The 25560-nt window shown below is 63.1% G+C and carries 28 protein-coding genes; 15 read left to right on the plus strand and 13 right to left on the minus strand.

All coding sequences use genetic code 11. The annotated features are described in order from the left end of the window. The first annotated feature begins 36 nt into the window (after positions 1 to 36). The 3 genes from ACSSNI_RS20435 to ACSSNI_RS20445 all read left to right on the plus strand — a co-directional run bounded on the left by ACSSNI_RS20435 (position 37) and on the right by ACSSNI_RS20445 (position 1467). Positions 37 to 252: a hypothetical protein gene (locus ACSSNI_RS20435; RefSeq protein WP_234484525.1), complete on the plus strand. Its 216-nt coding sequence runs from the start codon at positions 37 to 39 to the stop codon at positions 250 to 252. A gap of 197 nt (positions 253 to 449) precedes the next feature. Beyond that, the gene (locus ACSSNI_RS20440) at positions 450 to 1133 is read left to right on the plus strand and encodes a Crp/Fnr family transcriptional regulator (protein WP_102835551.1); all 684 of its coding nucleotides are present in this window, start codon (positions 450 to 452) and stop codon (positions 1131 to 1133) included. A 142-nt stretch (positions 1134 to 1275) separates the two neighbouring features. Continuing rightward, entirely contained in the window at positions 1276 to 1467 is a 192-nt protein-coding gene (locus tag ACSSNI_RS20445) for a DnrP protein (protein ID WP_200638423.1), read from the plus strand. A gap of 642 nt (positions 1468 to 2109) precedes the next feature. Here the strand turns inward: ACSSNI_RS20445 and ACSSNI_RS20450 are convergent. The 6 genes from ACSSNI_RS20450 to ACSSNI_RS20475 all read right to left on the minus strand — a co-directional run bounded on the left by ACSSNI_RS20450 (position 2110) and on the right by ACSSNI_RS20475 (position 7826). Continuing rightward, positions 2110 to 3954, minus strand: a complete 1845-nt coding sequence (locus ACSSNI_RS20450; RefSeq protein WP_200638421.1) for a nitric oxide reductase activation protein NorD — start codon at positions 3952 to 3954, stop codon at positions 2110 to 2112. A 79-nt stretch (positions 3955 to 4033) separates the two neighbouring features. Beyond that, positions 4034 to 5461, minus strand: a complete 1428-nt coding sequence (locus tag ACSSNI_RS20455; protein WP_200638419.1) for a cbb3-type cytochrome c oxidase subunit I — start codon at positions 5459 to 5461, stop codon at positions 4034 to 4036. 3 nt (positions 5462 to 5464) lie between these two features. Continuing rightward, positions 5465 to 5905 carry a c-type cytochrome gene (locus ACSSNI_RS20460; protein ID WP_102835547.1) on the minus strand — a complete coding sequence of 147 codons (441 nt, stop codon included), beginning with the start codon at positions 5903 to 5905 and terminating at the stop codon, positions 5465 to 5467. 284 nt (positions 5906 to 6189) lie between these two features. After that, a complete protein-coding gene (locus ACSSNI_RS20465; protein ID WP_200638417.1) occupies positions 6190 to 6441 on the minus strand; it encodes a cytochrome C oxidase subunit IV family protein in 252 nt (83 codons plus the stop codon). 10 nt (positions 6442 to 6451) lie between these two features. Then, the gene (locus tag ACSSNI_RS20470; RefSeq protein ID WP_234484524.1) at positions 6452 to 7036 is read right to left on the minus strand and encodes a cytochrome c oxidase subunit 3; all 585 of its coding nucleotides are present in this window, start codon (positions 7034 to 7036) and stop codon (positions 6452 to 6454) included. After that, on the minus strand, positions 7020 to 7826 hold the full coding sequence (locus ACSSNI_RS20475; protein WP_200638416.1) for a CbbQ/NirQ/NorQ/GpvN family protein: 807 nt from the start codon (positions 7824 to 7826) through the stop codon (positions 7020 to 7022). The genes ACSSNI_RS20470 and ACSSNI_RS20475 overlap by 17 nt, the downstream gene beginning before the upstream one ends. A 354-nt stretch (positions 7827 to 8180) precedes the next feature. On the opposite strand from ACSSNI_RS20475, the gene ACSSNI_RS20480 reads away from it, so the two are divergent. From ACSSNI_RS20480 to ACSSNI_RS20535, 12 genes are all read left to right on the plus strand, one after another. Then, entirely contained in the window at positions 8181 to 9890 is a 1710-nt protein-coding gene (locus ACSSNI_RS20480) for a nitrite reductase (protein ID WP_234484523.1), read from the plus strand. A 52-nt stretch (positions 9891 to 9942) separates the two neighbouring features. Next, positions 9943 to 10257: a c-type cytochrome gene (locus ACSSNI_RS20485; RefSeq protein ID WP_102835543.1), complete on the plus strand. Its 315-nt coding sequence runs from the start codon at positions 9943 to 9945 to the stop codon at positions 10255 to 10257. A 16-nt stretch (positions 10258 to 10273) separates the two neighbouring features. Beyond that, complete coding sequence (locus tag ACSSNI_RS20490; protein ID WP_178114599.1) at positions 10274 to 10615, plus strand: c-type cytochrome; 342 nt, start codon at positions 10274 to 10276, stop codon at positions 10613 to 10615. Further along, on the plus strand, positions 10612 to 11790 hold the full coding sequence (locus ACSSNI_RS20495) for a cytochrome D1 domain-containing protein (protein WP_200638415.1): 1179 nt from the start codon (positions 10612 to 10614) through the stop codon (positions 11788 to 11790). Before ACSSNI_RS20490 ends, ACSSNI_RS20495 begins: the two co-directional genes overlap by 4 nt. 1 nt (position 11791) lies before the next feature. Then, positions 11792 to 12250, plus strand: a complete 459-nt coding sequence (locus ACSSNI_RS20500) for an Lrp/AsnC family transcriptional regulator (RefSeq protein WP_200638414.1) — start codon at positions 11792 to 11794, stop codon at positions 12248 to 12250. Then, positions 12247 to 12762 carry a siroheme decarboxylase subunit beta gene (gene ahbB / locus ACSSNI_RS20505; RefSeq protein WP_200638413.1) on the plus strand — a complete coding sequence of 172 codons (516 nt, stop codon included), beginning with the start codon at positions 12247 to 12249 and terminating at the stop codon, positions 12760 to 12762. Before ACSSNI_RS20500 ends, ahbB (ACSSNI_RS20505) begins: the two co-directional genes overlap by 4 nt. Next, the gene (locus ACSSNI_RS20510) at positions 12755 to 13198 is read left to right on the plus strand and encodes an Lrp/AsnC family transcriptional regulator (RefSeq protein WP_200638412.1); all 444 of its coding nucleotides are present in this window, start codon (positions 12755 to 12757) and stop codon (positions 13196 to 13198) included. The genes ahbB (ACSSNI_RS20505) and ACSSNI_RS20510 overlap by 8 nt, the downstream gene beginning before the upstream one ends. After that, a complete protein-coding gene (gene ahbB, locus ACSSNI_RS20515) occupies positions 13173 to 13685 on the plus strand; it encodes a siroheme decarboxylase subunit beta (RefSeq protein ID WP_200638411.1) in 513 nt (170 codons plus the stop codon). Before ACSSNI_RS20510 ends, ahbB (ACSSNI_RS20515) begins: the two co-directional genes overlap by 26 nt. A 247-nt stretch (positions 13686 to 13932) precedes the next feature. Continuing rightward, entirely contained in the window at positions 13933 to 15120 is a 1188-nt protein-coding gene (nirJ, locus tag ACSSNI_RS20520) for a heme d1 biosynthesis radical SAM protein NirJ (protein WP_200638409.1), read from the plus strand. Positions 15121 to 15185: 65 nt separating this feature from the next. Next, positions 15186 to 16031: a uroporphyrinogen-III C-methyltransferase gene (gene cobA, locus ACSSNI_RS20525; RefSeq protein ID WP_200638407.1), complete on the plus strand. Its 846-nt coding sequence runs from the start codon at positions 15186 to 15188 to the stop codon at positions 16029 to 16031. After that, positions 16022 to 17515: a nitrite reductase gene (locus ACSSNI_RS20530; RefSeq protein WP_200638406.1), complete on the plus strand. Its 1494-nt coding sequence runs from the start codon at positions 16022 to 16024 to the stop codon at positions 17513 to 17515. Before cobA ends, ACSSNI_RS20530 begins: the two co-directional genes overlap by 10 nt. Positions 17516 to 17627: 112 nt before the next feature. Continuing rightward, complete coding sequence (locus ACSSNI_RS20535) at positions 17628 to 18488, plus strand: LysR family transcriptional regulator (protein WP_200638405.1); 861 nt, start codon at positions 17628 to 17630, stop codon at positions 18486 to 18488. Positions 18489 to 18525: 37 nt separating this feature from the next. Here ACSSNI_RS20535 and ACSSNI_RS20540 read toward each other — a convergent pair whose 3' ends face one another. The 7 genes from ACSSNI_RS20540 to ACSSNI_RS20570 all read right to left on the minus strand — a co-directional run bounded on the left by ACSSNI_RS20540 (position 18526) and on the right by ACSSNI_RS20570 (position 25557). After that, the gene (locus ACSSNI_RS20540) at positions 18526 to 19665 is read right to left on the minus strand and encodes an HPP family protein (RefSeq protein ID WP_102835533.1); all 1140 of its coding nucleotides are present in this window, start codon (positions 19663 to 19665) and stop codon (positions 18526 to 18528) included. A 133-nt stretch (positions 19666 to 19798) separates the two neighbouring features. Continuing rightward, positions 19799 to 20938 (minus strand): HPP family protein, encoded by a 1140-nt coding sequence (locus ACSSNI_RS20545; RefSeq protein ID WP_200638404.1) that lies wholly within the window; start codon positions 20936 to 20938, stop codon positions 19799 to 19801. Positions 20939 to 21222: 284 nt separating this feature from the next. Continuing rightward, positions 21223 to 22344, minus strand: a complete 1122-nt coding sequence (locus ACSSNI_RS20550; protein ID WP_200638403.1) for a methyl-accepting chemotaxis protein — start codon at positions 22342 to 22344, stop codon at positions 21223 to 21225. Positions 22345 to 22360: 16 nt separating this feature from the next. Continuing rightward, positions 22361 to 23104 carry an SDR family NAD(P)-dependent oxidoreductase gene (locus ACSSNI_RS20555; protein ID WP_200638402.1) on the minus strand — a complete coding sequence of 248 codons (744 nt, stop codon included), beginning with the start codon at positions 23102 to 23104 and terminating at the stop codon, positions 22361 to 22363. A 106-nt stretch (positions 23105 to 23210) separates the two neighbouring features. Continuing rightward, positions 23211 to 24401, minus strand: a complete 1191-nt coding sequence (locus tag ACSSNI_RS20560) for an NnrS family protein (RefSeq protein ID WP_159968971.1) — start codon at positions 24399 to 24401, stop codon at positions 23211 to 23213. A 388-nt stretch (positions 24402 to 24789) separates the two neighbouring features. After that, complete coding sequence (gene tatA, locus ACSSNI_RS20565) at positions 24790 to 24972, minus strand: twin-arginine translocase TatA/TatE family subunit (RefSeq protein ID WP_200638401.1); 183 nt, start codon at positions 24970 to 24972, stop codon at positions 24790 to 24792. Between the two features lie 33 nt (positions 24973 to 25005). Then, positions 25006 to 25557: a nitrous oxide reductase accessory protein NosL gene (locus ACSSNI_RS20570; protein WP_200638400.1), complete on the minus strand. Its 552-nt coding sequence runs from the start codon at positions 25555 to 25557 to the stop codon at positions 25006 to 25008. Positions 25558 to 25560 lie beyond the last annotated feature (3 nt).

Here is a 25560-nt window from a genome sequence, read left to right on the forward strand (position 1 = left end):
CCAGACGGCCCGCCCCCTGCAGTACCGGAGGTGCACATGAAAGCAGTCATCCAACCCCTGGCCTGGGGCCTTGCAATGGCGTCGATGCTGGCGCTGGCCAGCGGCGTGGCACTCGACGTGGTGATCGATACCGCACAGGCGACAGGCAGTCACAACGAGCTGGGTACGCGCCCTGCGTTGCCCGCTGACATCGATCAGCGATGGACCACCGACACCGCCTCACTGCAGCGAGACCGAAAACCGCTTCGGTAAGGCATGCGCGGAAGGATTTGCATCAGCCTAATCCGGCCTGCATCAATACTCGCGCCATGGCATCTGGGCTAGGCTCTGTAAGACTTTTCACTGCGCTCTCGAAGCGGCTTCGGCCTGCCTGTTTGAGCGCAGGTACCGTTCCGCTCTGCAAACATGATTGCAGACGACTCAATTATTAGAAATTAAGGATGCCTTGCATGGTGCTTCACCGCGTACACAACCAGATTCTGCGCAGCCACCACCTGTTCGAACCCTTGAACGACGAACAGATGGACGAGCTGATGAGCGCAAGTCAGTTGCTCAACCTGGACAAGGGCGACAACCTTTTTCATCAGGGCGAACCGGCGCATTCGTTCTATTTCGTAATTTCCGGCGCGGTGAAAATCTACCGCCTCACCCCGGACGGCCAGGAGAAAGTCTTCGAGGTGATCGGCAATCGCCAGACCTTTGCCGAAGCGATGATGCTGATGGACACGCCCAACTATGTCGCCTCGGCCCAGGCTGTCTGTCCGACGCAGGTCTATCGCTTCTCCAACGCGGCCTACATGCGACTGCTGGAGGCGAACCAGAAGCTTTCCTTCGCCCTGCTCGGCAAGCTCAGCGTGCGCTTGCACCAGCGCATCAACGAAATCGAAACCCTTTCGCTGAAGAACGCCACTCACCGCGTGGTGCGCTATCTGATGACTCAGCTGGCACGTTTGAAGGATGAAGGCAGCAGCTTCGAGCTGCCCATGGCCAAGCAGCTGATCGCCGGCCATCTGTCGATCCAGCCGGAGACGTTCTCGCGGATCATCAGGCGCTTGATCGATGAGGAAATCATCACCCAGGAAGGCCGGCAGATCACCATTCTCGATCGTCAAAGGCTCGAATCCTTCGAGTAACGCGCCAGCGATACACCTGCTCACCAGCCCCTCGGGGGCAGTTGGCGCAGGGGCGCGAACCTCTTGCAACTCATTGATTACCGTCAACCTCTAACAGCAGCACTGCATGGCAAGCTGGAAGTGAACTAGAGAGGACGCTGCCATGCCCAGATGCCTGTATTGCCAGCAACCCAATCCGCCGCAGGAAGCCGAATGCAGCAACTGCGGCATGCCCCTCCCCGCCCTGGCCGACACCGCAGGGGATCGCCGTCAATACAGATTCTTCTGGTTCTGTATCGGTCTTGCGGTGTTCTGCGCGGTGATGATCGTCTGGTTGCCGCGCAACCTGTTCTAGGCCGGTGGTAAGGTGGATCACGCCTGACCGATTCACCGGGTGGTGATCCACCGAGCGGTGTGGTGGTGGATGTAAAAGGCGACATCCACCCTACGAATCACCGTCCCCCAAGGCAGCTTCGGGAGAATGGATAGCGGCATCAAGCTTGGCGGGCAACAGCCGCTCGATAGATGCCTTGGCGGGCTGAAGCCCACCCTACAACCGCCGGTGTGCTCTGACCGCATTGATGGGCCATCCGGCAGAGTGGGCTTGCGTCCATCAAAGCAACGTCCTTCCCAAACGGGCAAGCCAGAGTACGGCGCGCCATAACTTCGTAGGGTGGGCTTCAGCCCACCGATGAATGCGTCAGAGTCAAGCGAAGCAACGGCGCTAAAAACATAGCCTCGGAACACTGCGTCAATGTCGCGGCATAAACAGGCCATGCCCGCAGTGAACGGTGAGATATCAAGCGGCGCAAAGGCTTGTGGGCGCAAACGGAACGCCGCCCGTTTTACGCTACGGTTTCCACGCAATCTGCCCCAGGCGATTAGTAGGGTGGATCACGCCTCACCGATCCACCGGGTGGCGGTCCACGGGGTGGCCAACCACCGGGTGGCGGTCCACCGAGCGCAGTCACGGTGGATGTGAAAGGCGACGTCCACCCTACGGCTGGGTCAGCTGCTTATACAGCTGCGGCAGGCGGAACGGCAGTTGCTGCGGCTCCTTGATCAGGGTGTAGCCGTTGGCACCGAACATATAGGGCAGGTAATCGCCGGCTTCCTGGTCGATGGTGATGCAGAACGGCAGCAACCCCTGACGCCTGGCCTCGAGCACAGCTTGGCGGGTGTCCTCGACGCCGTAGCGCCCCTCATATAGATCCAGGTCGTTGGGCTTGCCGTCCGTCACCAGCAGCAACAGCTTGCGCCGCTGCCTGCACTTGCCGAGCAGCTCGGTGGCCTGGCGAATGGCCGCACCCATGCGCGTGTAATAACCGGGTTTCAGCGCCTGGATCCGGCCACGGGTGTCGTCGCCATAACGCTGTTTGAAGCTCTTGAGCTCCTGCATGCGCACCTGCTGTCGACGCAGCGAGGAGAAACCGTACAGCGCAAAATCGTCGCCTACGGCAGACAGTGCTTCGCCGAACAGCAGCAGGCTGTCGGTGATCACGTCGATCACCTTGTGCTCGTCGTCCAGGTGCGCGTCGGTGGACATCGACAGGTCGGCCAGCAGCAGGCACGCCAGGTCGCGACGATTCTGCCGCTGTTCCATGAACAACCCACGTTCGGCGCACTGGCCATGCTGACGCTCGACGTGAAAGTCCAACCAGGCCTGCATGTCCAGCTCCGAGCCCTGGGGCTGACCGCGCAGCCATTGCCGATCATTTCGCAGGTGTTCGAACTGCCGGCGCAGCTTGCGCGCCAGCGGGCTCAGCCGCAGCGGCAGGCCCATGGGTTCGGAGCCTCGCGGCAGCATCATCTGCAGGCTGACGAAGTTCTCCTGCATGTGCTGTTTGCGGTAATCCCATTCCGGCAGCTTGATGCCATCGCCCAGCGGAATGTCATCGACATCCGCGGGCGGAAGATCGAGGTGCAGTTTGAGGCCGCCGCCCTTGCGCATGCGCTGACGCGACATGGCAATCTCGTCGAGGTCCTCGGCGACGCGGGAAGCGTCCTCGTTTTCGCTGTCATCGCCCTGGCGATCCAGCTCGACATGCTCGGACCAGCTGAACAGGTTTTCCAGACGGAACAGCATCAGGCCGCCCTTGCTGGTGCTGTCCTCAACGCGCTTGGCGCGCTTGCGCATGCCTTTCTGCTCGGTCGGCGGCGCCTGCAGGTTGTTGTCCTGATCTTCCTCAGCGAGTTCGGTGGCCTGCGGCACGCCGAGATTTTCCGCCGGGTACAGCCACATGGGCAGCGGCCAGGGGGCCACTTCGCTACGCGGAAATTGCTGAACACTGCCCGGCTCCCGCAGGGCCCGGCAGATGGCCCGTTCCAGCGCTGCCTCGGCGCGGGGCAGCGTATCCGGGTCGGGGCGCAGCTGCAGATGCGCCTCGACCAAGCGCGCGTAGCGAGGCTGCATGGCCGGAAAACGCTCGAGGATGACCTGCGTCCAGCGCTGGTTGTCACGCGCCCAATGGCGCATCTCGCCAGCCTGCGCCGCAAGCAGCGCCAGCCAGCGATAGAGATCCTGGTTGAGTGAAACGTCGGGGTACACCGCAAGGTTTTGTGGCAGCCGCAGGTTGCTGGCATCGCACCAGGCGACCGGCAGCTGTTTGCAGGTGCCGGCCACCTGCTGGAGCAGCGTCCGACGCAGCATCAGATCGCGCGCGTTGGCCGCTTCGACACCAATACCGCTGGCACCGCCCATGGCGCGGAACAGCACCGACAGCGGCCGTTGCATGCTTTCCAGCGAAACGCTGGCGTCGGGAAAGTCCGGGCTGGCGCGGCGGGTGATGAAACGGTGCCAGACACTGCCGACCCACTCTTCGACTTCGATGGTAAAGGCCATGACGATCGCTCCGTAGCGGTTTGAAAACAGCAACGGCCCGCTGTGTAAGCCGGGCCGTCAGTTACATCGGTGCCTTGCCTCAGGCCGCAACCGCGGCCGCGGGCACATCAGCGGTTACCCGCCCACGCTGCCTGAAGCTGCAGAGGTAGAGCACCAGCCCGATGAGGAAAAACACCCCAGCGATCAGCCGCAGCCAGAAGAACACGGCCAGTTGGTCAGCGGTGTTCATGAAGGACATTGCCGCGCCATCAGCCGGGATACGCTGCAACCAGACCTGAACCACGCCAGCAGCGGTAAGGAACAGGGTGATCGCCACCATTGACAGGGTCATCAGCCAGAAGCCCCAGATTTCGATGCGTTGAGCCCGCGCATCCGGTGCTTCACCCAGGCCCCGCAAGCGCGGCATGGCGTAGCTGATCATGGTCATGACGATCATGGCGTAGGCGCCGTAGAACGCCAGGTGGCCGTGGGCAGCGGTGATCTGCGAACCGTGGGTGTAGTAGTTGACCGGTGCCAGGGTGTGCAGGAAGCCCCACACGCCAGCCCCGAGGAACGCGGTGACAGTCGTGCCGATGGCCCAGAGCGAAGCTGCCTTGTTCGGATGCTGACGACGGCGACGGTTCACCATGTTCAGCGAGAACAGCACCATGGCGAAGAACGGCAGCGGCTCGAGCGCAGAGAAGATCGAACCCAGCCACAACCAGACCTCAGGCGCACCGATCCAGAAGAAGTGGTGACCGGTACCGATGATGCCGGTGATCAGGGCCATGGCGATGATCACGTAGAGCCACTTCTCGATCACTTCGCGGTCGACGCCGGTGATCTTGATCAGGACGAAGGCCAGCATCGATCCCATGATCAGTTCCCAGACACCTTCCACCCACAGGTGCACCACGAACCACCAGTAGTACTTGTCGCGTGCCAGGTTTTCAGGGTTGTAGAAGGAGAACAGGAAGAACACGGCCAGGCCGATCAGCCCCGTCATCATGACCATGCTGATGGCGGTCTTGCGGCCTTTGAGCAGGGTCATACCGACGTTGTAGAGGAAGCCCAGGGCCACCACCACGATGCCGATCTTGGTGATCGTCGGTTGTTCCAGGAACTCACGGCCCATGGTCGGCAGCAGTTCGTTCTTGGTCATGGCGGCCAGCCCGGCATAGGGCACGAACAGGTAGCCAAGAATGGTCAGCACGCCGGCAGCGGCGAACACCCAGAACAGGATGATGGCCAGTTTCGGGCTGTGCAGCTCGCGGTCCGCTTCCTCGGGGATGAGGTAGTAGGCCGCACCCATGAAGCCGAACAGCAGCCAGACGATCAGCAGGTTGGTGTGAACCATCCGTGCCACGTTGAAGGGCAGCAGCGGGAACAGGAAGTCACCGACAACGTACTGCAGCCCCATGATCAGACCGAACAGGATCTGGCCCACGAAGAGCATCAGCGCAAACACGAAGTAGGGTTTGGCGACGGCCTGCGATTGAAACTTGAGATGCGGATTCATGATGCTCATCTCTCAGCCCTCCCTGTTTGGCGGCCAGTTGTTGGTATCGATCTTCGAGGTCCACTTGAGGAATTCGGCCATATCGTCGACTTCCTGCTCGCTCAGATTGAACTGGGGCATCGACCTGCGTCCGGGCACGCCCAGCGGCTGAGCTTTCATCCACGCCTGCAGGAAGGGCTTGAACGCCGCATCCTCACCGCGACGGACGAAGACGTTGCCCAGTTCCGGCGCGAAGTAGGCACCCTCGCCGAGCAGGCTGTGGCAGCCGATGCAGTTGTTGTTTTCCCAGACCGCTTTGCCTCGCACCACTGCTTCGGAGATTTCCGACTCGTTGGATCGCTCTGGAAAGGTCTGCTCTGTGTGATAGGTCAGGCCCAGAAATACCAGGAGAAAGAACACGCTTCCCCCGAAGTAGATGTTTCTGGCCATTCCCTTGGTAAAGGTCTCGGACATGGTCGCCTCCTCATGGCGTTGGCGTGGCCAGTTTAAGAAGGGAGCTATCGAAATCTGCTTGATGGCAATCAAGAAAAACCTGAACGTGGCACTGGGTCTTTGCGGGCCCACGGCTGCCGGCGGCTGACCGGATATCGAGCCTCTTGTGGCGAGGTTTTGATTAGAACGGTGGGCAGAAGACAGGTCGTGCAGGAGGGCTGCAATCGCGGCTATGAGGCGAGAAACAAGCCGGGCGAGCGCCGACGATTGCTGCTAGCAGGTGCAGTTTGCGCGCTTGCGCAGCGTCACAGGCTCATCGCCAGCAGGATGCCGCCAGCCATTGCCACTGGCCAACCAAGCAGCAGCAAGCGCCAGAGGCGCGGCGCATGACGCAGCTCCATGAAGCCTTCGGTGATCACCCAGGCCTTGACCAGCGCGACAGCCAGCACGGCGCCGGCGAGCAACAGAGTCGAGCCGGCGTTGCCCAGCAATACGGTGGCCGTGGACAGAACGGCCAGCGCCAGCCAGCACCCGATCAGCACCTTTGAAGCGGACATCACGGCCTCCTCAGTTGATGACGTAGACCAGCGGGAACAGCAGCACCCAGACCATATCCACCATGTGCCAGTAGAGGACCCCCGACTCCAGCCCCGCGCAGTCCTGCGCACTGTAGGCGCGCCGACGACAGCGTTCGGCCATCCAGCCGAGGATGACCAGCCCCAGCAACACATGCAGGAAGTGAAAGCCCGTAAGGATCCAGTACAGGGTGAAGAAAGTGTTGTGCTCGAGTCCTAGCCCGAGCGATGACAGATGGCCGTACTCGTTGAGCTTGAGCACCACGTAGACACAGGAGATCAGCAGCGCGCCGAACAATAGCAATGCCCCGCGCTGCGGCCGCGCCAGGCGCACCTGCTCCACGGCCAGGGCGGCCAGCAGACCGGAGGTCAGCAGGCTGAGGGTCAGTGCCAGTCCGATCGAGCTGTCCAGCGCCGCACGGCTTTCACGGAACAACTCCGGATGGAGCACCTGAGTCACCGCGAACGCCAGAATCAGGATGGCGAAGACGGTCAACTCGGCGAGGATGAAGAACCACATCGCCAGATCACCGGGCAATCGCCGAGACAGACTGGTGCGATCAACCGAAATGGACATCGACCACATCCATCAGCGCCGCGACAGTCTGCGGGTCATCCGACAGCGGCTCGGCCAGGCAAGCCATGCAGGCCTCGCGCGGGCTCATGCCCGAGCGGATCATTCTGGCGGTGAAGATCAGCAGGCGGGTCGAGGCAACTTCTTCCAGATCGTGCTGCTCGAGCCGGCGCAACGCCTGCCCGAGCTTGACCACCTGTGCTGCCAGCGCGGCATCGACCTGCGCCTCATTGGCAACGATACGCTGCTCCTCGGCTGCCGGCGGATAGTCGAAACGCATGGCGACGAAACGCTGCCGGGTGCTCGGCTTCATGCCCTTGAGCAGATTCTGGTAACCCGGGTTGTAGCTCACCACCAGCATGAAGCCCGGCGGCGCTTTCAAAGCCTCGCCGGTACGTTCGATGAACAGCTCGCGGCGGTCATCCGCCAGCGGGTGAAGCACCACGGCGGTGTCCTGCCGTGCCTCCACCACTTCGTCCAGGTAGCAGATACCGCCCTCACGCACGGCGCGGGTCAGCGGGCCGTCTTGCCACCAGGTGCCCTGAGTGCCGATCAAATGCCGCCCTACCAGATCCGCGGCGCTCAGATCATCGTGACAGGCCACGGTGTACAGCGGCAGGTTTAGCCGATGCGCCATGTGCTGCACGAATCGGGTCTTGCCGCAGCCGGTCGGCCCCTTGATCAGCACCGGCATGCCGTGCCGCCAGGCCTGTTCGAAGAGCACCTCTTCGTTGCCTAGCAACTGATAGAACGGGGCAGTCGTCAAGCCGACAACATTTTCGGGCGCGCTCATTGGCAATACCTCACTGCAGCGGTTGGATTTGTCCACTGCCACGCTAAACGCCGCACCGCTCCCTCTCAAGCCAACCCGCGGCGAAGCTTGATTACGGTCAAGCCCGACTCGAAATGGACGAGCGCACGCCTCCGAACGGCCCGTTCTGACTGCGCTTTTTCTCACCAGGTTCGGCTTTCCTGCGCTCCCCGCGACACGACGTCACGCCTGGCCCATCCCGGATCGACTCTTGATTGCCATCAAGCGCTTTCGTGCAAAGCCCACCATAGGATGCAAGCGCACACAGCAAGACCCGGGAACTGCCACATCGCCGTTACTAGCAGGAACCGCACGAAGCGGTCAGAGGAGATCACTATGAGCAAACCCATACTGGCGGGCATCATTGCCGGCTTTTCACTGCTCGGCCTGGCAGTTGCCCAGGCTGCGATGAATCCAGAAAACGCCGATGCCGCCTACAAGGGCCAAGCCTCCGCTATCGATCCGGCCAGCGCCCAGGTCGTCCATTCGCCCGGTGCTCCCGACCTGAACGCCGCCGAATTCGAGCAGGCCAAAGAGATCTATTTCCAGCGCTGCGCCGGCTGCCACGGTGTACTGCGCAAGGGCGCCACCGGCAAGGCACTGACCCCGGACATTACCCAGGAGCGTGGACAGGCCTATCTCGAGGCGCTGATCACTTACGGCTCCCCCGCCGGCATGCCCAACTGGGGCACCTCCAACGCGCTGAGCAAAGACGAAATCACGCTGATGGCCAAGTACATCCAGCACACTCCGCCAACCCCGCCAGAGTGGGGAATGGTCGAGATGAAGGATTCCTGGAAGGTGCTGGTCAAGCCGGAAGACCGGCCGAAGAAGCAGATGAACAAGCTGGATCTGCCCAACCTGTTCTCGGTCACCCTGCGTGACGACGGCAAGATTGCGCTGATCGACGGCAAGAGCAAAGAAATCATCAAGACCATCGACACCGGCTATGCGGTGCACATCTCGCGCATGTCCGCCTCTGGCCGTTACCTGTTCGTGATCGGTCGAGATGCCAAGATCGACATGATCGACCTCTGGGCCAAGGAGCCGCTCAAGGTCGCCGAAATCAAGGTCGGCATCGAGGCTCGCTCGGTCGAAACCTCCAAGTTCGAGGGCTACGAAGACAAGTACGTGATTGCTGGCGACTACTGGCCGCCGCAATACACCATCATGGACGGCGAAACCCTCGAGCCGCTGCAGATCGTCTCCACCCGCGGCATGACCGTGGGCACCCAGGAATACCATCCGGAGCCACGCGTGGCGGCGATTATCGCCTCCCACGAGCACCCGGAGTTCATCGTCAACGTCAAGGAAACCGGCAAGGTGCTGCTGGTCAACTATGAAGACATCGACAACCTCACCACCACCATGATCGGCACCGCGCCGTTCCTGCATGACGGCGGCTGGGACGTCAGCCATCGCTACTTCATGACGGCGGCGAACAACTCGAACAAGGTGGCGGTAATCGACTCGAAAGAGCGCAAGATGGCGGCACTGGTCGATGTGGGCAAAATCCCGCACCCAGGTCGCGGCGCCAACTTTGTCCATCCGAAATTCGGCCCGGTCTGGGCAACCAGCCACCTGGGCGATGAAACCATTTCGCTGATCGGCACTGACCCGGACAAGCATCCCGATCAGGCCTGGAAAGTGGTCGAGACGCTCAAGGGCCAGGGCGGTGGTTCCCTGTTCATCAAGACCCATCCGAAGTCCAACCACATCTACCTGGACACCACCTTCAACCCGGACGCCAAGATCAGCCAGTCGGCAGCCGTCTTTAACATCGACGATCTGGGCGCAGGCTTTACCGTGTTGCCAATCGCCGAATGGGCCGGAGTGACAGACGGTGCCAAGCGCGTCGTGCAACCGGAGTACAACGAAGCGGGCGACGAGGTCTGGTTCTCTGTCTGGAGTGGCCAGGACGAGCAATCAGCTATCGTCGTGGTCGATGACAAGACGTTAAAGCTAAAAAAGGTGATCAAGGACAAAAGGTTGATTACCCCAACCGGTAAATTTAACGTCCATAACACTCAGCACGACGTGTACTGAGTAAAACCGGGGGGGACGCCAAGATCCCCCTCTAGCCTTGAGGAAGTAACTCATGAAAAAAGTTCTCATCCCACTGCTCGCCCTCGGCGGCGCAATGGTCCTGCAGCCCGCCGTGGCTCAGGACGGTGAAGCGCTGTTCAAGAGCAAGCCCTGCGCGGCCTGCCACAGCATCGACGCCAAAATGGTCGGCCCGGCTCTGAAAGAAGTCGCCGCCAAATACGCCGGTCAGGATGGCGCTGCCGATCTGCTCGCCGGCCACATCAAGAACGGCACCCAGGGTAACTGGGGTCCGATCCCGATGCCGCCAAACCCCGTCACCGAAGAAGAAGCCAAAACCCTCGCTGAGTGGGTTCTGAGCCTCAAGTAACACCCAGGAGGGCATCATGATCAGGTCCCGACACGCAGTATTCGGTTTGGGGCTCACTCTGGTGTCCCTCCTCCCCTTTTCCGCTGCCCTGGCCGATACGCCTACAGCCGCTCGCCAGGCTCAGCTCGAACACCTGCTGGTGCAGGACTGCGGCTCCTGCCACGGCCTGCGTATGACCGGTGGCCTTGGCCCGGCACTGACCCGCGACGCCATCGCCGACAAACCCCGCGACGCTCTGATTGCCACCGTGACCCACGGACGGCCCGGCACCGCCATGCCCGGCTGGAATGCCCTGCTCGACGATCAGGACATCGCCTGGCTGGTTGACCTACTGCGCAAAGGATACCCAAAGCCATGATGCGTCCTACCCTGTTGCTGGCCGCTGCCAGCCTGCTGCTTAGTGCCTGTGCCGGGCAACCGCTGCGCGGCACCGGTGACATGGGCGTGGTGGTGGAGCGCGCCACCGGCGCCCTGCAGATCATCGAGAGCAGCGGCCAGACACGGCTGGCGCGCGTCGAAGGCTTGGGTGATCTGTCCCACGCCTCGGTGGTGTTTTCCCGCGATGAGCGTTTCGCCTATGTCTTTGGCCGTGACGGTGGTCTGACCAAGGTCGACCTGCTGCGCCAGCGCATCGACAAACGCGTCATCCAGGGTGGCAACAGCATCGGCGGCGCCATCAGCCAGGACGGCAAGCTGATTGCCGTCGGCAATTACGAACCCGGCGGCGTCAAGGTCTTCGACGCCGACACCCTTGAGCTGGTGGCCGATGTTCCCGCCACGCCGCTGGCCGATGGCAGCCGCAACTCGCGGGTGGTCGGCGTCATCGACGCCCCCGGCCGCCGTTTCATCTACAGCCTGTTCGACACCCATGAAACCTGGCTGCTGGACTTCAGCCAAGGCAACAGCCCCGAGATCACCCGTTTCGAGAACATCGGCAAGCAGCCCTACGACGGTCTGCTGACACCCGATGGTCGCTATTACATTGCCGGCCTGTTCGGCGAGGACGGCATGGCCAAGATTGACCTCTGGCACCCCGACCGTGGTGTCGAGCGGATCATCGACGGTTACGGCCGCGGTGAGGAGAAACTGCCGGTCTACAAGATGCCGCATCTGGAAGGCTGGACGGTCGCCGGCAATCAGACCTTCGTTCCGGCCATCGGTCATCACCAGGTGCTGGTGATGGATTCACAGAGCTGGAAGCAGACCGACGCCATCGATGTCGCCGGCCAGCCGGTGTTTGTCATGGCACGCCCGGACGCCCGGCAGATCTGGGTCAACTTTGCCCACCCCGATAACGGCCAGGTACAGGTCATCGACAGCGAGACCCACGAGATCATCGCTCAGCTGGAACCCGGCCCCGCCGTACTGCACATGGAATTCACCGCCCGCGGCGATCAGCTCTGGCTGTCGGTACGCGACGGCAACGAGGTGCAGGTCTGGGACCCTTACACACTGAAGCTGCTCAAGCGCCTGCCGGCCGACAGTCCGAGCGGCATCTTCTTCACCAGCCGCGCGCACGAGACGGGGTTGTGACATGCATATCGATGCTCTCAGCCGCCGCCTGATCGACCGCTTCCAGCACGGTATGCCGCTCTGCGCCGAACCCTACCGCGCCATGGCCGATGCCCTCGAATGCAGCGAAGACCAGGTACTGGCCTGCCTTGAACACCTGGAAAGCAGCGGCGGCCTCTCACGCATCGGCCCGGTGTTCGAACACAGCCGCGCCGGTGCCAGCACCCTGGTGGCGCTGGCCGTGCCGGAAGCACAGCTCGAACAGATTGCGGAACTGATCAACCGCTACCCCGAGGTCAATCACAACTACCTGCGTGAACACCGCTACAACCTCTGGTTCGTACTCACCGGGCCGGATCGTCAGTACATCGATGCGCTTTTAGCCGCAATCGAAGCGCAAACCGGGCTTGCCCCCCTCGACCTGCCCATGCAGGCGGCCTACCGCATCGACCTCGGCTTTCCGATTGGAGATACGCCATGACGTCACTCCTCAACGATTTGCAGGCACTGCAGCTGCGACGCCTGCTCGAAGCCGGCCTGCCACTCGCCGCACGGCCCTATCAAGTACTGGCCGAACGCATTGGCGCCAACGAGGAGGCGGTGCTCGGACAGGTGCGTGACTGGAGTGAGAGCGGACTGTTTCGCCGCGTGGGCCTGGTGCTCAAGCACCGCGCCATGGGCTTTCGCGCCAACGCCATGCTGGTGATGAACATTCCTGATGATCAGGTCGATGAGGTCGGCCGCAAACTTGGCCAGGCCGCAGGCGTGAACCTCTGTTACCAACGCCCGCGGCGACTGCCTGACTGGCCCTACAACCTGTTCTGCATGGTGCATGGCCGCGAACGCGAGCAGGTGTGCCGCCTGATCGACATGATGCTCGCCGAGCACGGGCTCAGTGATGTACCGCATCAACTGCTGTTCAGCACCCGCGCCTTCAAGCAGTGTGGCGGCCGCTACGCACCGCCCGCCGCGATGGAGCGCGCCCATGGATGAGCTTGACCGCCGCCTGATCAACCGTCTTCAGCATGGCCTGCCGCTGGTCCGTCATCCGTGGCAGGCACTGGCCGAGGAGCTGGGCGCAGACCCGCAGACGCTGCGCGAGCGCGTCCAGGCCCTGCTCGACGATGGCACCCTGACCCGCTTCGGGCCGATGTTCGACATCGAGCGCCTGGGCGGCGCCTTCACCCTCGCCGCACTGTCGGTGCCCGAAGATCGTTTCGATGCGGTCGCCGAACTACTGGCAGCGATGCCTGAAGTGGCGCACAACTACCGCCGCGAACACGCCTGGAACATGTGGTTCGTGCTTGGCTGCGCAACCCCGCAAGGCATCGCCGACACCATCGCGCGGATCGAAGCGCAGACTAGCCTGCCGGTGCTTAACCTGCCCAAGGAGGAGACTTACCATGTCGGCTTGCACTTCGCCGTTTGACTCCTCCGAGCAGGAGGAGCTGGCCAAACGCCTGGTTGCGCTCACCGAGGGCGGACTGCCGCTGGTGGAGGATCCCTGGGGCTGGCTGGCCGAGCGATTGGAGATCAGTGTCGACGCCACCCTGGAGCTCCTGCAGCAGCTGCAGGCCGAGGGCGCGATCCGCCGCATCGCCGCCGTGCCCAACCATTACCGCCTCGGCTACCGGCACAACGGCATGACCGTCTGGGACGTGGACGATACCGAAATTGCCCGCCTTGGTCCGCTGATCGGCGCGCAACCCTTCGTCAGCCATTGCTACCGTCGCCCGCGCCAGGAAAGCTGGCACTACAACCTGTTTGCCATGGTGCATGGACGCAGTGCCGAGGAGATCGACGCCTATCGCGCCGAGATCCGTCAGCTGCTCGGCAGCGCCTGCCGCACCGACGAAATGCTGGTCAGCAGCCGCATCCTCAAGAAGACCGGGCTGCGCGTGGGCGGTCTCCGCTAGCGCCGCCATCGGTCTTGCAGGATTCGCCAGGCGGCATTCCGCTTCGGCCACCGTTGTCTCCAACGAACGCGACTTGTCCTGGCGGGCTGCACCCACCCCTCGCTTGGACGCCCGTCCTGTGGCGCCACGCTCTACCACGGGGCAGGGCCCACCTCTTTATTGTTTACGGTCAAGGATTGGCAATCGCCAGTCGGGGATGCTGCCTCCATCGAAACACGCAAGACGCGTGACGCGGGGAGAGACGCTCATGTTGAGAATCAGCCATTACCTGCGTGCCCTCGCCCGGCCCGCCATGCCGGTACTGGGCGCACGCAGCACCGGTGGCGCACGGCCGCCGGTGGTGATCTGGAACCTGCTGCGGCGCTGTAACCTGACCTGCAAGCACTGCTACGCCACCTCTGCCGACAGCGTATTTCGCGACGAGCTGGACACCACCGAAGCCCTCAAGGTCATCGACGATCTGCACGAAGCCGGTGTCCGCGTACTGATCCTTTCCGGCGGCGAACCGCTGCTGCGCGACGACATCTTCGAGCTGTCCGAGTACGCGCGCCAGCGCGGCTTCTTCGTTGCACTGTCGACCAACGGCACGCTGATCGACGAGCACAACATCGAGCAGATCGCCGCCGCGAGGTACGACTACGTCGGCATCAGCATCGATGGCCTGGAAGCGGTGCATGACGACTGGCGCCAGCTCAAGGGCAGCTTTGCCGCCTCGATGCACGCCATCGACCTGTGCCGCGGGCACGGCATCCGCGTCGGCCTGCGCACCACCCTGACCCAGAAAAACTACCCGCAGCTGCCGGCCCTGCTGGCGCTGATGCGCGAACACGATGTACAGAAGTTCTACCTGTCGCACCTCAACTACAGCGGCCGCGGCAAACGCAGCCGCAGCCGCAAGGCCGATGCGCATCACCAGATGACCCGCGACGCCATGTACCAACTGTTCGAGCAGGCCTGGGACGACGTGCAGAACGGCCGCGAGACCGATTTCGTCAGCGGCAACAACGACGCCGACGCGGTGCTCCTGCTGCAGTGGGTCGAGGCCCGCCTGCCCGAGCACCGTGACCGCCTGGAGCGGATGCTGCGCGCCTGGGGCGGCAACGCGTCGGGCAGCGGCATCGCCAATATCGACAACATCGGCGATGTGCATCCCGATACCTACTGGTGGCAACACACCGTCGGCAATGTGCGCCGGCAGTCGTTTCGCGAGCTGTGGCTGGAACAGCCCGAGCCGCTGCTCACCGAGCTGCGCCAGCACCCACGTGCCGTGACAGGCCGCTGCGCCGAGTGCCGCTGGCTGTCGATCTGCAACGGCAACACCCGTACCCGCGCCTGGGCCGAGGGCAACCTCTGGGGCGAAGACCCTGGCTGCTACCTCAGTGACCAGGAGATCGGCCTGCCGCAACCGCAGCGCATCCCCAGCATCGCCCTTTGATACCGAGCGCGGCCCCGAGGCCGCCCGAGACCTACCGCCGTCCGATGAGATTTTCAGGAGTTCGCATGGATCAGCCAACCATTCTCCCCGCTGCACTCGGCGCCACGCTGGCCCCTGGCGAAGTCGCCCTCGTCGGCGCCGGCCCCGGTGATCCGGGCCTGCTCACCCTGCGCGCCTGGAGCCTGCTGCAGCAGGCCGACGCGGTGGTCTACGACCGCCTGGTCAGCGACGATCTGATGAAGCTCTTGCCGGCCCGCTGCGCCCGCCACTACGTTGGCAAGACCAGCGGCTACCACAGCCTGCCGCAGCCGCAGATCAATCAGCTGCTGGTGGACCTGGCGCAGCAGAACCTGCGCGTGGTGCGCCTCAAGGGCGGCGATCCGTTCATCTTCGGCCGCGGCGCGGAAGAACTCGAATACCTGCTGGCGCATGGCATCAATGGCCAGGTGGTTCCCGGGGTGACCGCGGCTGCCGGCTGCAGCGCCTACGCCGGCATCCCGCTGACCCACCGCGACCTGGCGCATTCCTGCCAGTTCATCACCGGTCACCTGCAGGAAGATGGCGCGCTGCAGCTGCCCTGGAACAGCCTGGTCGAGGGCAAGCAGACCCTGGTGTTCTACATGGGCCTGGCCAGCCTCGGTGAAATCTCGCGTAACCTGATAGCCGCTGGCTTGCCGGTCGACACCCCTGCCGCCTTGATCGGCAACGGCACCCGAGCCGATCAACGTGTGGTGCGCTGCACGCTGAAACAGCTGCCGTCGATGGCGCAGGAACAACAACTGAAGCCACCGACGCTCACTGTGATTGGTGAAGTGGTCGGCCTGTTCGCGAATCATTCCCTGGAATTTCCGGCGCGTCTCTGTGCTGAGCACAAGCCTGAGTCCGCCGTTCTGGAGGCGCTATGCGACTGATTCCCTTCGCCCTGCTCATCCTCTGTGGCGCCGTTCAGGCCGCGCCCGAAGTCGTGTCGCTGGATCAGGCTGGCGTGCTCTATGAACAACACTGCCAGAGCTGCCATGGCGTCAACCGCTTAGGCGGCGCCGGGCCGGCACTGCTGCCCGAGAGCCTCAGCCGAATCAAACCCGATGAGGCGCGCGCGGTGATCCACAACGGTCGTCCGGCCAGCCAGATGGCCGCGTTTGGCGACCGCCTGAGCAGCGCCCAGATAGACGGACTGGTCAGCTACCTCTACCAGCCGGCCGCCACACCACCAACCTGGAGCGACGACGACATCCGCGCCAGCCACCGCATTCTCGCTGACGTCGCCGCGCTGCCGAGCACACCGCAGCACGGCGCCGATCCGCTCAACCTGTTTGTCGTGGTCGAGGCCGGCAACCATCATGTGCGCGTGCTGGACGGTGATCGCTTCGAGGAACTGGCCAATTTCCCTTCGCACTTTGCCCTGCATGGCGGGCCGAAATTCTCGCCGGATGGCCGCTTCGTCTACTTCGCTTCGCGTGACGGCTGGATCAGTGTGTACGATCTGCACAACCTGACCATGATCGCCGAGGTACGCGCGGGGCTGAACACCCGTAACCTCGCCGTTAGCAACGATGGGCGCTGGGTGCTGGTGGGCAACTACCTGCCGGGCAATCTGGTATTGCTCGACGCGCGCGACCTGTCGCTGGTCAAGCACATCCCTGCCGTCGCTGCCGACGGCACCCAATCGCGGGTCAGCGCCGTTTACACCGCCCCACCGCGTGACAGCTTCGTGGTGGCGCTGAAGGATGTGAAGGAAGTCTGGGAACTGTCCTACGCCGGCGAGCCGGACTTCCAGCCACGGCGCATCGAGGCGGCCGACTTTCTCGACGACTTCTCTTTTACCCCGGATTACCGCTACCTGCTGGCCACCTCGCGCAAGGCGCTCGGTGGGCAGGTCATCGACCTGGACACCGGCAAGGCCGTCACCGATATCCCGCTGCCGGGCATGCCACACCTGGGCTCGGGCATCTACTGGAAGCGCGGCGGCGACTGGGTGTTCGCCACGCCCAACGTGAGCAAGGGGCTGATCTCCGTGCTCGATCTGCAGAGCTGGAAACTGATCAAGGAAATCCCCACCGAAGGGCCCGGCTTCTTCATGCGCAGTCACCTGAACTCGCCCTATGCCTGGACCGACGTCTTCTTCGGCCCGAACAACGATGCCGTGCACCTGATCGACAAGCAGACCCTGGAGGTCGCCCATACGCTACGGCCGATGCCGGGGAAGAATGCTGCCCATGTCGAGTTCACCAACGACGGCCGCTACGCCCTGCTCAGCGTTTGGGACACCGATGGCGCCTTGATCGTCTATGACGCCAAAACACTGGAGGAGGTCAAACGCATCCCGATGAACAAGCCGTCCGGCAAATACAACGTCGGCAACAAGATCGAGTTTGCCGAAGGCACTTCGCACTGACAGCAGCATCGAGCATGAAAAGGCGGTTGGTTTCAGCAGTTGCCTAGAGCCGACCGCTGTCCTTTTTCATACCAAACTGCTTTCATATCAGCCCTTTTGATATGAGCTGCCCATGGACATCGATCTCGCCCGCACCTTTCTCGAGATCATCCGCAGTGGCAGTTTCATCGCCACCGCCGAGCGACTGCACATTACCCAGACTGCGGTCACTGCACGGGTGCGCAGCCTGGAGACGCAACTTGGCTGCCGGCTGTTCGTGCGTAACCGCGCCGGTGCGCGCTTGACCAGTAACGGCGAGCGTTTCGTCACCTACGCCACCCAGTTGGTGCAGACCTGGGAAACCGCCCGGCGTGATCTGCCGCTGCCACGCGGCTACGACAAGCTGCTGTCGCTGGGCGCCGAGATCAGCCTGTGCAATCCACTGATGCTGGCCTGGGTCCAGCGGCTGCGCCAGATGATGCCGGACCATGCCTTTCGTAACGAGGTGGCCAGCGGCGAGGAATTGCAGAAGCAGCTAGGCCTCGGCGCGCTGGATGCGGCGCTGGTGCATCAGCCCGAGTATTGGCCTGGGCTGCAGGTAGAGCAGCTGCTCGAAGAAAAGCTGATTCAGGTGGTTCACAGCTATGTTCCCGACCCCTACCTGTACGTCGACTGGGGGCCCGCGTTTCGAAGCCAGCATGATCGCGCGCTGCCGGAACACATCCGCGCCGCGCTCTCCTTCAGTCTCGGCCCGTTGGCGCTGCAGTTTCTGCTGCAGCATGGCGGTCGCGGCTACTTCCGCACGCGGGTGGTCCAGCGCTACCTCGATGAAGGCCTGCTCAAGCGGGTCGAGCAGGCGCCGGAGTTCAGCTACCCGGTTTATCTGGTGTACCCGCGCGCCGCCGAGTCGCCGGCGTTGCGGCTTGCCATTGACCTGCTGCGAGAAGCTGCTGAAGAGGAGTACGACTGGTCGCGCTGGAACTACGAAATCTAGCCGGTCGCTTCCGGTGAGGCGCTGGCTCAACGACGGCTCAGTCGCTCAGCCGCTTCATCCAGTTCTGGTACAGCCCGGCGACCAGATCACTCTGGGTAATCATGCCGACCAGACGCTGCTCGGCGTCGACGACCGGCAAGCAGGACATGCGGCGGTCGGCCAGCAGATGGACCAGATCGGCGAGCTGGGCATCCTCATGCACGGAGACCACCGGCGCGCTCATGATCCCTTCCACGCGCATTTCGCGACCAAACGTCAGCCGCCGCAGGTTGAGCCGTGAGGGGCTGGGCTCGAAATGCTGCAGCAGATCGGTCAGGGTGAGAATGCCCACCAGCTTGCCACTGCCTGCTTCAACCACGGCCAGCGAGTGCAGCCGGTGCCGACGCACGACATCCCAGGCCTGACGCATGCGCGCCGCAGGATCGACCCAGTGCAACTCGCGACACATGATGTCGGCAGCGGCCACCGTGCCCATGCTGCGGCGGATGGCATGGGTTTCGGTGCGTTTGATCAGCTCGACCAGGTCGTCGCGGGTGACGTCCACATACTCACCGAAATCCTCCAGTGCGCGGTCCACGTCGTCGCTGGTGAAGCTCATGTGCTCCTCGCCCAGCGGGACACTGCCGCTCTGCTCGCCGCTACTGGCAGCGCGAGGCTTGGGATAGGGATGGCGCGTGAGATTGTTGTAGACCAGCGCAGCGGCGATCAGCAACAGCGAGTTGAAGGCCACCGGGAGCAGCAGGCCATAACCCAATTCGCTGATCCCCGGCCCACCGATGGCGGCGACCATCGCCAGCGCACAGCTCGGCGGGTGCATGCAGCGCAGCAGGAACAGGCAGGCGATGGCCAGACACACCGCCAGCACCGCCGCCGCGACAGTGGGCAAGGCACTCGCCCCCAGGGCAACGCCGATGGTCACGGCAATGAGGTTGCCACCGAATACCGACCAGGGCTGCGCAAAGGGGCTCGATGAGGCACTGAACAGGATCACCGCCGAGGCGCCCGCCGGCGCGACGATGTGCAGCGTGACCGGGCCGCCGAACAGCCAGAGGCCGACGGAAACCATTGGCAGCACCACCAGCCCGACGCCGATCACCGCGCGCAACCATTCCTTCGGTCCCACGCTCAATGGCACCGGAAAGAAGGATCGCAGCCAGTTGTTCAAAGGGTCTTGCATGGGCTCGGCTTGGAAGACGTATAGCACTCAGGCACTGCGACTATGCCACAGGTTCCGGCAGTTCCTGCCGCGGGCTGCGATGCGCACGCTGATGACGATCGTCAATCGGGCCTCATCCCCTGATCGTGGCGCTTCAGTCTGGCAGGTGCTTCAACCAGTTCCGATAGAGCGCCGCGATCAGATCGGTCTGGGTGATCATGCCGATCAGACGGTGCTCCGCGTCGACCACCGGCAGGCAGTGCAGACCGCGGTCGGAGAGCAGGAACACCAGGTCAGCCATGTGCGTGTCCGGGTTAACCGTCACCACCGGCGTAGTCATGATCGAGCGCAAACGAGCGCTATCTGCGCGCTTCAGCTGGCTGAGACGCAGTCGCCCCGGCGACGAGCGCAGATGCTTGAGCAGGTCGACCAGCGTGACGATGCCTATCAATTCACGACTGTCGCCCTTGACCACCGGCAACGAATGCAGACGATGCTCGCGCAGGCTCTGCCAGGCCCGCTGAATGGAGCCGTCCGGGGTGCCCCAGTAAAGATCGCGAGACATGATATCGGCGGCGGTTATCTCGCCCATGCTGCGCCGCAACGCATGCTTTTCGGTCTGTTTGATCAGCTGGGCCAGGTCATCACGGGTGACGTCGACGTATTCGCCAAACTCGGCCAGCGCCTGCTCGACGTCGTCATCACTGAAGCTCATGCGCTCGCTGGGCAGCGGGTCACGGGTGTGATGCGTGTTGCCCTTCAGCGGGCGCGGCTTGGGGTAGGCGTGGCCGCTGAGATTGTTGTAGAGCAGCGCCACTACCACCAGCAGCAACGAGTTGAACGCCACCGGGTAGAGCAGCTGGAATCCGTAGGCATGCAGCTCCGGGCTGCCGACCACCGCCACCAGGGCCAGCGCTGCACTCGGCGGATGCAGGCAGCGCAAGCCGAACAGGCAGATGATCGCCAGCGCCCCGGCCAGGCCAGCCGCCGCTGCCACGGGCAATTGGCTCGCGCCCAGGGCGATACCGATGGCAGCGGCCAGCAGGTTGCCGCCGATTACCGACCATGGCTGGGCGAAGGGGCTCGACGAGGCAGCGAACAGCAGCACCGCGGACGCAGCCGCCGGTGCGGCCAGTGGCAGCGTGACCGCGATTCCGAACACCCAGGCGCTGAAAGGGATGATCACTAGCAGAGCCAAACCCATGCCCGTTGCGGCACGCAGCCATTCAGCCGGACGCGCCGACAAAGGTATGGGCGCAAAAGATCGACACCAGTCTAGAAGGCGTTCCTGCATGGTTCCTGCTTGCGTTGAGTCTGCGATCGCTGCGACAGCCAAGCGTTTGCATGGCCGGCGTGTCAGCCGATCAGAATAGGCCTGGCGCCACAAATAGGGGCACAGACCGAAACGGGCGCACATTGTCGGTGCATCTCAGACTCCAGACCAATGAATAGTATTGGTGCTTCGCTGCAGTATTTTTGTTATCAACCTTGCGATCAGGCGTGTCTGGCCTGCAGCAACAGACGAGACCAGCCTCGCTCCGGCCGTTGATATTCACAAATGAAAGTGTATCTGGGGTGCTAGCACGCTTCGCTGATGGCCGGCCGCAGCTCTTTTTCGTGCTCGCCGATCAGTGCGGCAACGATGCGCATCACGTCGAGATTGGCCTCTTCCATTTCGCTCATATGGGCGAGCGCGTCTTCCAGCGCCTGTCGGCGAAACGCCTCGATGGCCTGCTGGCCCTGTTGATGGACGGCCGTGTGCGGACGTTCGATCTGCTGGAAGTGCGCCAGGCGGTGCATGCCGCGATTGGTCTCCCCGTAGTACCAGCGGCCAAAGCGACACTCACGCTCGCTGGGCAGCACCGGCGCGCTCTGACTGCTCGAACCGAGCACCTGGTTGTAGACGACGAACTTCAGCGACAGCTCATCGAGGTTGGCCAATTCAATGCCAGCGCGGAACGAGGAGCGCTCGATGCCATGGCGCATGTTGCCCGCCAGCTGATGCAGGTGCTGCATGGCCGCCACGGCCAGTTCGGTGGTGCGGCTGAACCCTTGCGCCAGGCCGCCCTGCATCTGGATATAGGCGTGCACGCTGGCGATCTCGGCCTGCACCTCGGTGATTTTCTGCACGATGTCGGCGGTGGCCAATGCGGTCTTTTCCGCCAGGGTGCGGATTTCCCCCGCGACCACGGCGAAGCCGCGACCGGCGTCACCGGCCCGCGCCGCCTCGATGGCAGCGTTGAGGGCAAGTAAATTGGTCTGACTGGCGATGCCGCTGATGAGGTCGACGATCCCATTGATCTGTTGCGAATGGGCCGCAAGGGCATCGACCTGCTGCGATGCCTGATCAAGTCCGCTCTCCATGTCGATCGCCTTGGTCTGTAGCTCGCCGAAATGCTGCTGGTTACTCAGCGCTGCATTGGCGACCTGCTCGGCTTGCGTGCGGTTCTCGCTGAGCTGGCCGGTGAGGTATTCGAACGAGTCACCTAGATGCTCGACCGAATGGCCGAAGCGAACCAGATTGCCGGCCACGCCGCGGTAATAGTCCAGGTGCCGTTGCCCTTCGGCGTTGGTGGCGCTGACGGCGGCCACCCGCGCCTCCAGCGCGGCGATACGCGCGGCTTGCTCCACGCAGGTCCGCTGCAGCCGATCACGCTCCTGCTGCAGCTCGCGAGCGGCTCGTTTCCATTTGAAAAACATCGGCTGCCTCGCGGATTCAGTTGAGTGTGTAGCCGTTGTCGACCACCCAGTCCTGCCCGTATACGCCACGCGCGCCCTGCGACAACTGGAACAGGATGACATTGGCGACGGCGGCAGATTCGAGGAAATGCCCCGGCAGCAGGCGCTGAGTGACGCCTTCGGCCACCTGCTCGAGCTGTTCCTCGGCCAAACCCAATGTCCCCCAGATCGCGGTGGCGGTCGGCCCCGGAGAGACCACGTTGATGCGCACGTTGAGCGGTGCGAACTCCACCGCCAGGGTGCGGGCATGGGCGACCAGCGCGGCCTTGCTGGCGATGTAAGCGGCCAGCCCGGGGAAGGTGCTGCGGGTCAGGAAGGTGCCGACAAACACCACTGATGCTGGCTTGGCCAGTTCAGCACGCAAGGCCGCCAGGGTGTTCAAGGCTCCCGCTCCATTGACGGCCCACTGGCGCTCGAAGCAGGCCACATCCAGGCTGTCACCCAACTCGGCGATACCCGCGTTCGGCACCAGATAGTCGACCGGACCGAGCTCCGCCGCGCGACGGGCCAGTGCTTGAAGATCGTCTTTGGAGGTCACGTTGCCAGCGTGCCAATGCAGGTGCTCGGGGTAGGTTTCCACCAGCTCGGCCAAGTCGCCCAGGGTGCGTGACATGGCCAATACGCGCGCACCGCGCTGCAGTAGTGCGGTACACAGCGCCAGCCCAATACCCGAGCTGGCACCGGTGACCACGGCCAGGCGCTCATTGAATTCATTTTTCATCATCATCTCCGATGCCGGCGCTCGCCGAGCCGCAGGCTGCCCATCCCGGAATGGGCAGGCAGTAGTTTTCAGTAGGGGTGGTGGAATAAGCTGGTTGATTCAGCGTCTAGCCTGGATGGCCATCGACCCGCGCAGTCACCAGCATCGGCGCATAGCGCCAGGCATACAGGGCGAACGCCAGGGCCCAGCAAATTGCGGCAGCCCACAGGCCGATCACTGGCCATTCGGTGATCAGAAACACCCGCGAAGCGGCACCGAGGTTGAACAGCACGAAGGCGCTCACGATGCCAGGCGGCAACTGCAACGGCCGCCCGGTATGACCGAGCGTGACGCGAGCGATCATCGCCAGGATCAGGCCACTCATGGAACCGACCGACAGCGCGTGCAGCGACGAACTGGAGCTGTCCAGCAGGCCGAAATTCCACAGTGCCAGGCCGGTTGCCGCTACCACCAGCCAGAGCATGGCCAGGTGCAGCGACCACAGCAGCGGCACGCGCCAGATGCCGCTGTCATACCAGCGCGCCAGCCTCAACAAATGCCCGGCGGCGATGCCGAGAAACAGCACGCCAAGCCAGACATGCTGCTGCAGCGCAACGCCGACGGCGTAGAGCACGGCAATCAGGCCGGTACCCACCAGCAGCGCCACGTCCAGCCAGAGCCAGGGCTTGACCGCTTCGGTGCGGCCGAGACCACGTTGAGTGAAGAAGGGAATCACCCGTCCGCCGATGATCGCCATCAGCGCCGCCACCAGCCATAGCCCGGCGAGTACGCCCTGGCGCTGCAAAGCGTCATCGCCGAGCGCGACGCCGCAGAGCACCAGCACATCGGCGGCGGTCATCAGGCCGAGCACGGCGATGATCGGGTAGTTGCGCTTCTGCCTGGCCTTCCAGAGCATGCGCGCCATCAGCCCGGTCACCCCCAGCATGAACAGCAGATCCAGCGGGATCAGCAAGGCCACGGGCAGTCCGAACAACCAGCCGAGGCGGGCCAGCAGCCAGACCACGGCAAGCGCCATCAACTTGTTGCCGGATACGCCAGGCTGGCCAGTCCAGGTCTGCCCCGCCGTCAGCAGGAACCCCGCGACGATAGCCATGGCGAAACCGAACAGCATTTCGTGACGGTGCCAGGACAACCAGCCGCCGGTTGGCTGAAAGCCCGGCCAGAGGCCTGTCCATGCCGCGATCCACAAGGGAATCGCCAGCATCGCAAAGAGGCTGCCGGCGAGGAAAAACGGGCGAAAGGCGAGCCGCCACACGGGCGGGATACTCAAGGCTTTTCGCCGATCGATAACTTGCACAAAGGCCTCCTGAGCTTTTCGTATCTGCCTGGAGGAAGAAGCCCTGCCGGTCAGAAAGGTGACTGCTCCGAATTGCGGAGCCAGGCCTACTTTTTACAGCTTAGGGGGCTCTGGCAGACTTGATTGCAATCATCTTTTTTTGGGAGGGAGGCCGGCTGCGACGGCCGGCAGGTCCGAGTGCACTGAGGAAGTGGCGCAGGAACACCGCCGCGCAGGGCACTTGCGATTCGGATCGTGCGTACGCCCAGCAGCCGTAGGGTGGATCACGCTTCACCGATCCACCGAGTAATCGATCAACCGACCCCGCGATCCAGCAAGCCACCGAGCTGAGTCGCGGTGGATGTGGAACGCGACATCCACCTTACGCAGCGGTGGTGCGAGAGGGACGTTACTTCGGCTCGTGCTTGACCGTTTCGGTCGATGCCGCGCTGTCGCCGTCGCCCATGGATTTGCGGAAGCCACTGATCGCGCCACCCAGGTCCGAGCCCAGGCCGCGCAGGCGCTTGGTGCCGAACAGCATGACTACGATCAGCAGTACGATCAGAAGTTGCCAGATGCTGATGCCCATCATTTCAAGTACCTCATCGAGTTGTTGGTTGGCGGTCTAGTGACCGGCGTGAGCCTGTTGATGGCCGGGCATGGCGTGAGGCATGCCCGGCGATTGTTGTAATACGGATTGATCGATGTCCTCGAAGCGCAGCACTCGGCCGCCGTGCATGGCCGCCAGTCCCTTGGCCGCAGACTCTTCGGCAAAGGTGGCCAACACTACGCCCATTGCGCCTTTGAGCGATGTGCCCGCGACATAGTAGGCGCTGGTGGCATCGATCAGGTATTCGTCGTCAGGGTGCTCCCAGGTGGAGCGGCCCATGTCGTGAACGTAGAGCTTGGCATCGAGCATGCGGTTTTCCGGTTGCAGCCACCAGCCGAGCATCTCGGCGGTGGAACAGAATTTACGTACCCCGCCCTTTTCCACCGCCTGCCCCTTGGGTCCGGGGAAATCGCTGATCACCATGCCACAAACATGGCATTCATCACTGCTGTGAAAGGCGACGGGTTCAAGCAGCTGCTCGCTCTGCTCGGCTTCGTTGCAAGCGGCCAGGCCGAGCATCAATGCAGCGGCGACCAGTACGCGTGACGCTCTGTATAGCGCATTCATCGT

The sequence above is a fragment of the Stutzerimonas tianxiuensis genome (genome assembly GCF_053470365.1).

Bases quoted from the DNA above. Each gene is read 5' to 3' on its own strand.
- ACSSNI_RS20435 (WP_234484525.1), top strand. From the start codon at position 37: ATGAAAGCAGTCATCCAACCCCTGGCCTGGGGCCTTGCAATGGCGTCG.
- ACSSNI_RS20440 (WP_102835551.1), top strand. From the start codon at position 450: ATGGTGCTTCACCGCGTACACAACCAGATTCTGCGCAGCCACCACCTG.
- ACSSNI_RS20445 (WP_200638423.1), top strand. From the start codon at position 1,276: ATGCCCAGATGCCTGTATTGCCAGCAACCCAATCCGCCGCAGGAAGCC.
- ACSSNI_RS20450 (WP_200638421.1), bottom strand. From the start codon at position 3,954: ATGGCCTTTACCATCGAAGTCGAAGAGTGGGTCGGCAGTGTCTGGCAC.
- ACSSNI_RS20455 (WP_200638419.1), bottom strand. From the start codon at position 5,461: ATGAGCATCATGAATCCGCATCTCAAGTTTCAATCGCAGGCCGTCGCC.
- ACSSNI_RS20460 (WP_102835547.1), bottom strand. From the start codon at position 5,905: ATGTCCGAGACCTTTACCAAGGGAATGGCCAGAAACATCTACTTCGGG.
- ACSSNI_RS20465 (WP_200638417.1), bottom strand. From the start codon at position 6,441: ATGTCCGCTTCAAAGGTGCTGATCGGGTGCTGGCTGGCGCTGGCCGTT.
- ACSSNI_RS20470 (WP_234484524.1), bottom strand. From the start codon at position 7,036: ATGTCCATTTCGGTTGATCGCACCAGTCTGTCTCGGCGATTGCCCGGT.
- ACSSNI_RS20475 (WP_200638416.1), bottom strand. From the start codon at position 7,826: ATGAGCGCGCCCGAAAATGTTGTCGGCTTGACGACTGCCCCGTTCTAT.
- ACSSNI_RS20480 (WP_234484523.1), top strand. From the start codon at position 8,181: ATGAGCAAACCCATACTGGCGGGCATCATTGCCGGCTTTTCACTGCTC.
- ACSSNI_RS20485 (WP_102835543.1), top strand. From the start codon at position 9,943: ATGAAAAAAGTTCTCATCCCACTGCTCGCCCTCGGCGGCGCAATGGTC.
- ACSSNI_RS20490 (WP_178114599.1), top strand. From the start codon at position 10,274: ATGATCAGGTCCCGACACGCAGTATTCGGTTTGGGGCTCACTCTGGTG.
- ACSSNI_RS20495 (WP_200638415.1), top strand. From the start codon at position 10,612: ATGATGCGTCCTACCCTGTTGCTGGCCGCTGCCAGCCTGCTGCTTAGT.
- ACSSNI_RS20500 (WP_200638414.1), top strand. From the start codon at position 11,792: ATGCATATCGATGCTCTCAGCCGCCGCCTGATCGACCGCTTCCAGCAC.
- ahbB (WP_200638413.1), top strand. From the start codon at position 12,247: ATGACGTCACTCCTCAACGATTTGCAGGCACTGCAGCTGCGACGCCTG.
- ACSSNI_RS20510 (WP_200638412.1), top strand. From the start codon at position 12,755: ATGGATGAGCTTGACCGCCGCCTGATCAACCGTCTTCAGCATGGCCTG.
- ahbB (WP_200638411.1), top strand. From the start codon at position 13,173: ATGTCGGCTTGCACTTCGCCGTTTGACTCCTCCGAGCAGGAGGAGCTG.
- nirJ (WP_200638409.1), top strand. From the start codon at position 13,933: ATGTTGAGAATCAGCCATTACCTGCGTGCCCTCGCCCGGCCCGCCATG.
- cobA (WP_200638407.1), top strand. From the start codon at position 15,186: ATGGATCAGCCAACCATTCTCCCCGCTGCACTCGGCGCCACGCTGGCC.
- ACSSNI_RS20530 (WP_200638406.1), top strand. From the start codon at position 16,022: ATGCGACTGATTCCCTTCGCCCTGCTCATCCTCTGTGGCGCCGTTCAG.
- ACSSNI_RS20535 (WP_200638405.1), top strand. From the start codon at position 17,628: ATGGACATCGATCTCGCCCGCACCTTTCTCGAGATCATCCGCAGTGGC.
- ACSSNI_RS20540 (WP_102835533.1), bottom strand. From the start codon at position 19,665: ATGCAAGACCCTTTGAACAACTGGCTGCGATCCTTCTTTCCGGTGCCA.
- ACSSNI_RS20545 (WP_200638404.1), bottom strand. From the start codon at position 20,938: ATGCAGGAACGCCTTCTAGACTGGTGTCGATCTTTTGCGCCCATACCT.
- ACSSNI_RS20550 (WP_200638403.1), bottom strand. From the start codon at position 22,344: ATGTTTTTCAAATGGAAACGAGCCGCTCGCGAGCTGCAGCAGGAGCGT.
- ACSSNI_RS20555 (WP_200638402.1), bottom strand. From the start codon at position 23,104: ATGAAAAATGAATTCAATGAGCGCCTGGCCGTGGTCACCGGTGCCAGC.
- tatA (WP_200638401.1), bottom strand. From the start codon at position 24,972: ATGATGGGCATCAGCATCTGGCAACTTCTGATCGTACTGCTGATCGTA.
- ACSSNI_RS20570 (WP_200638400.1), bottom strand. From the start codon at position 25,557: ATGAATGCGCTATACAGAGCGTCACGCGTACTGGTCGCCGCTGCATTG.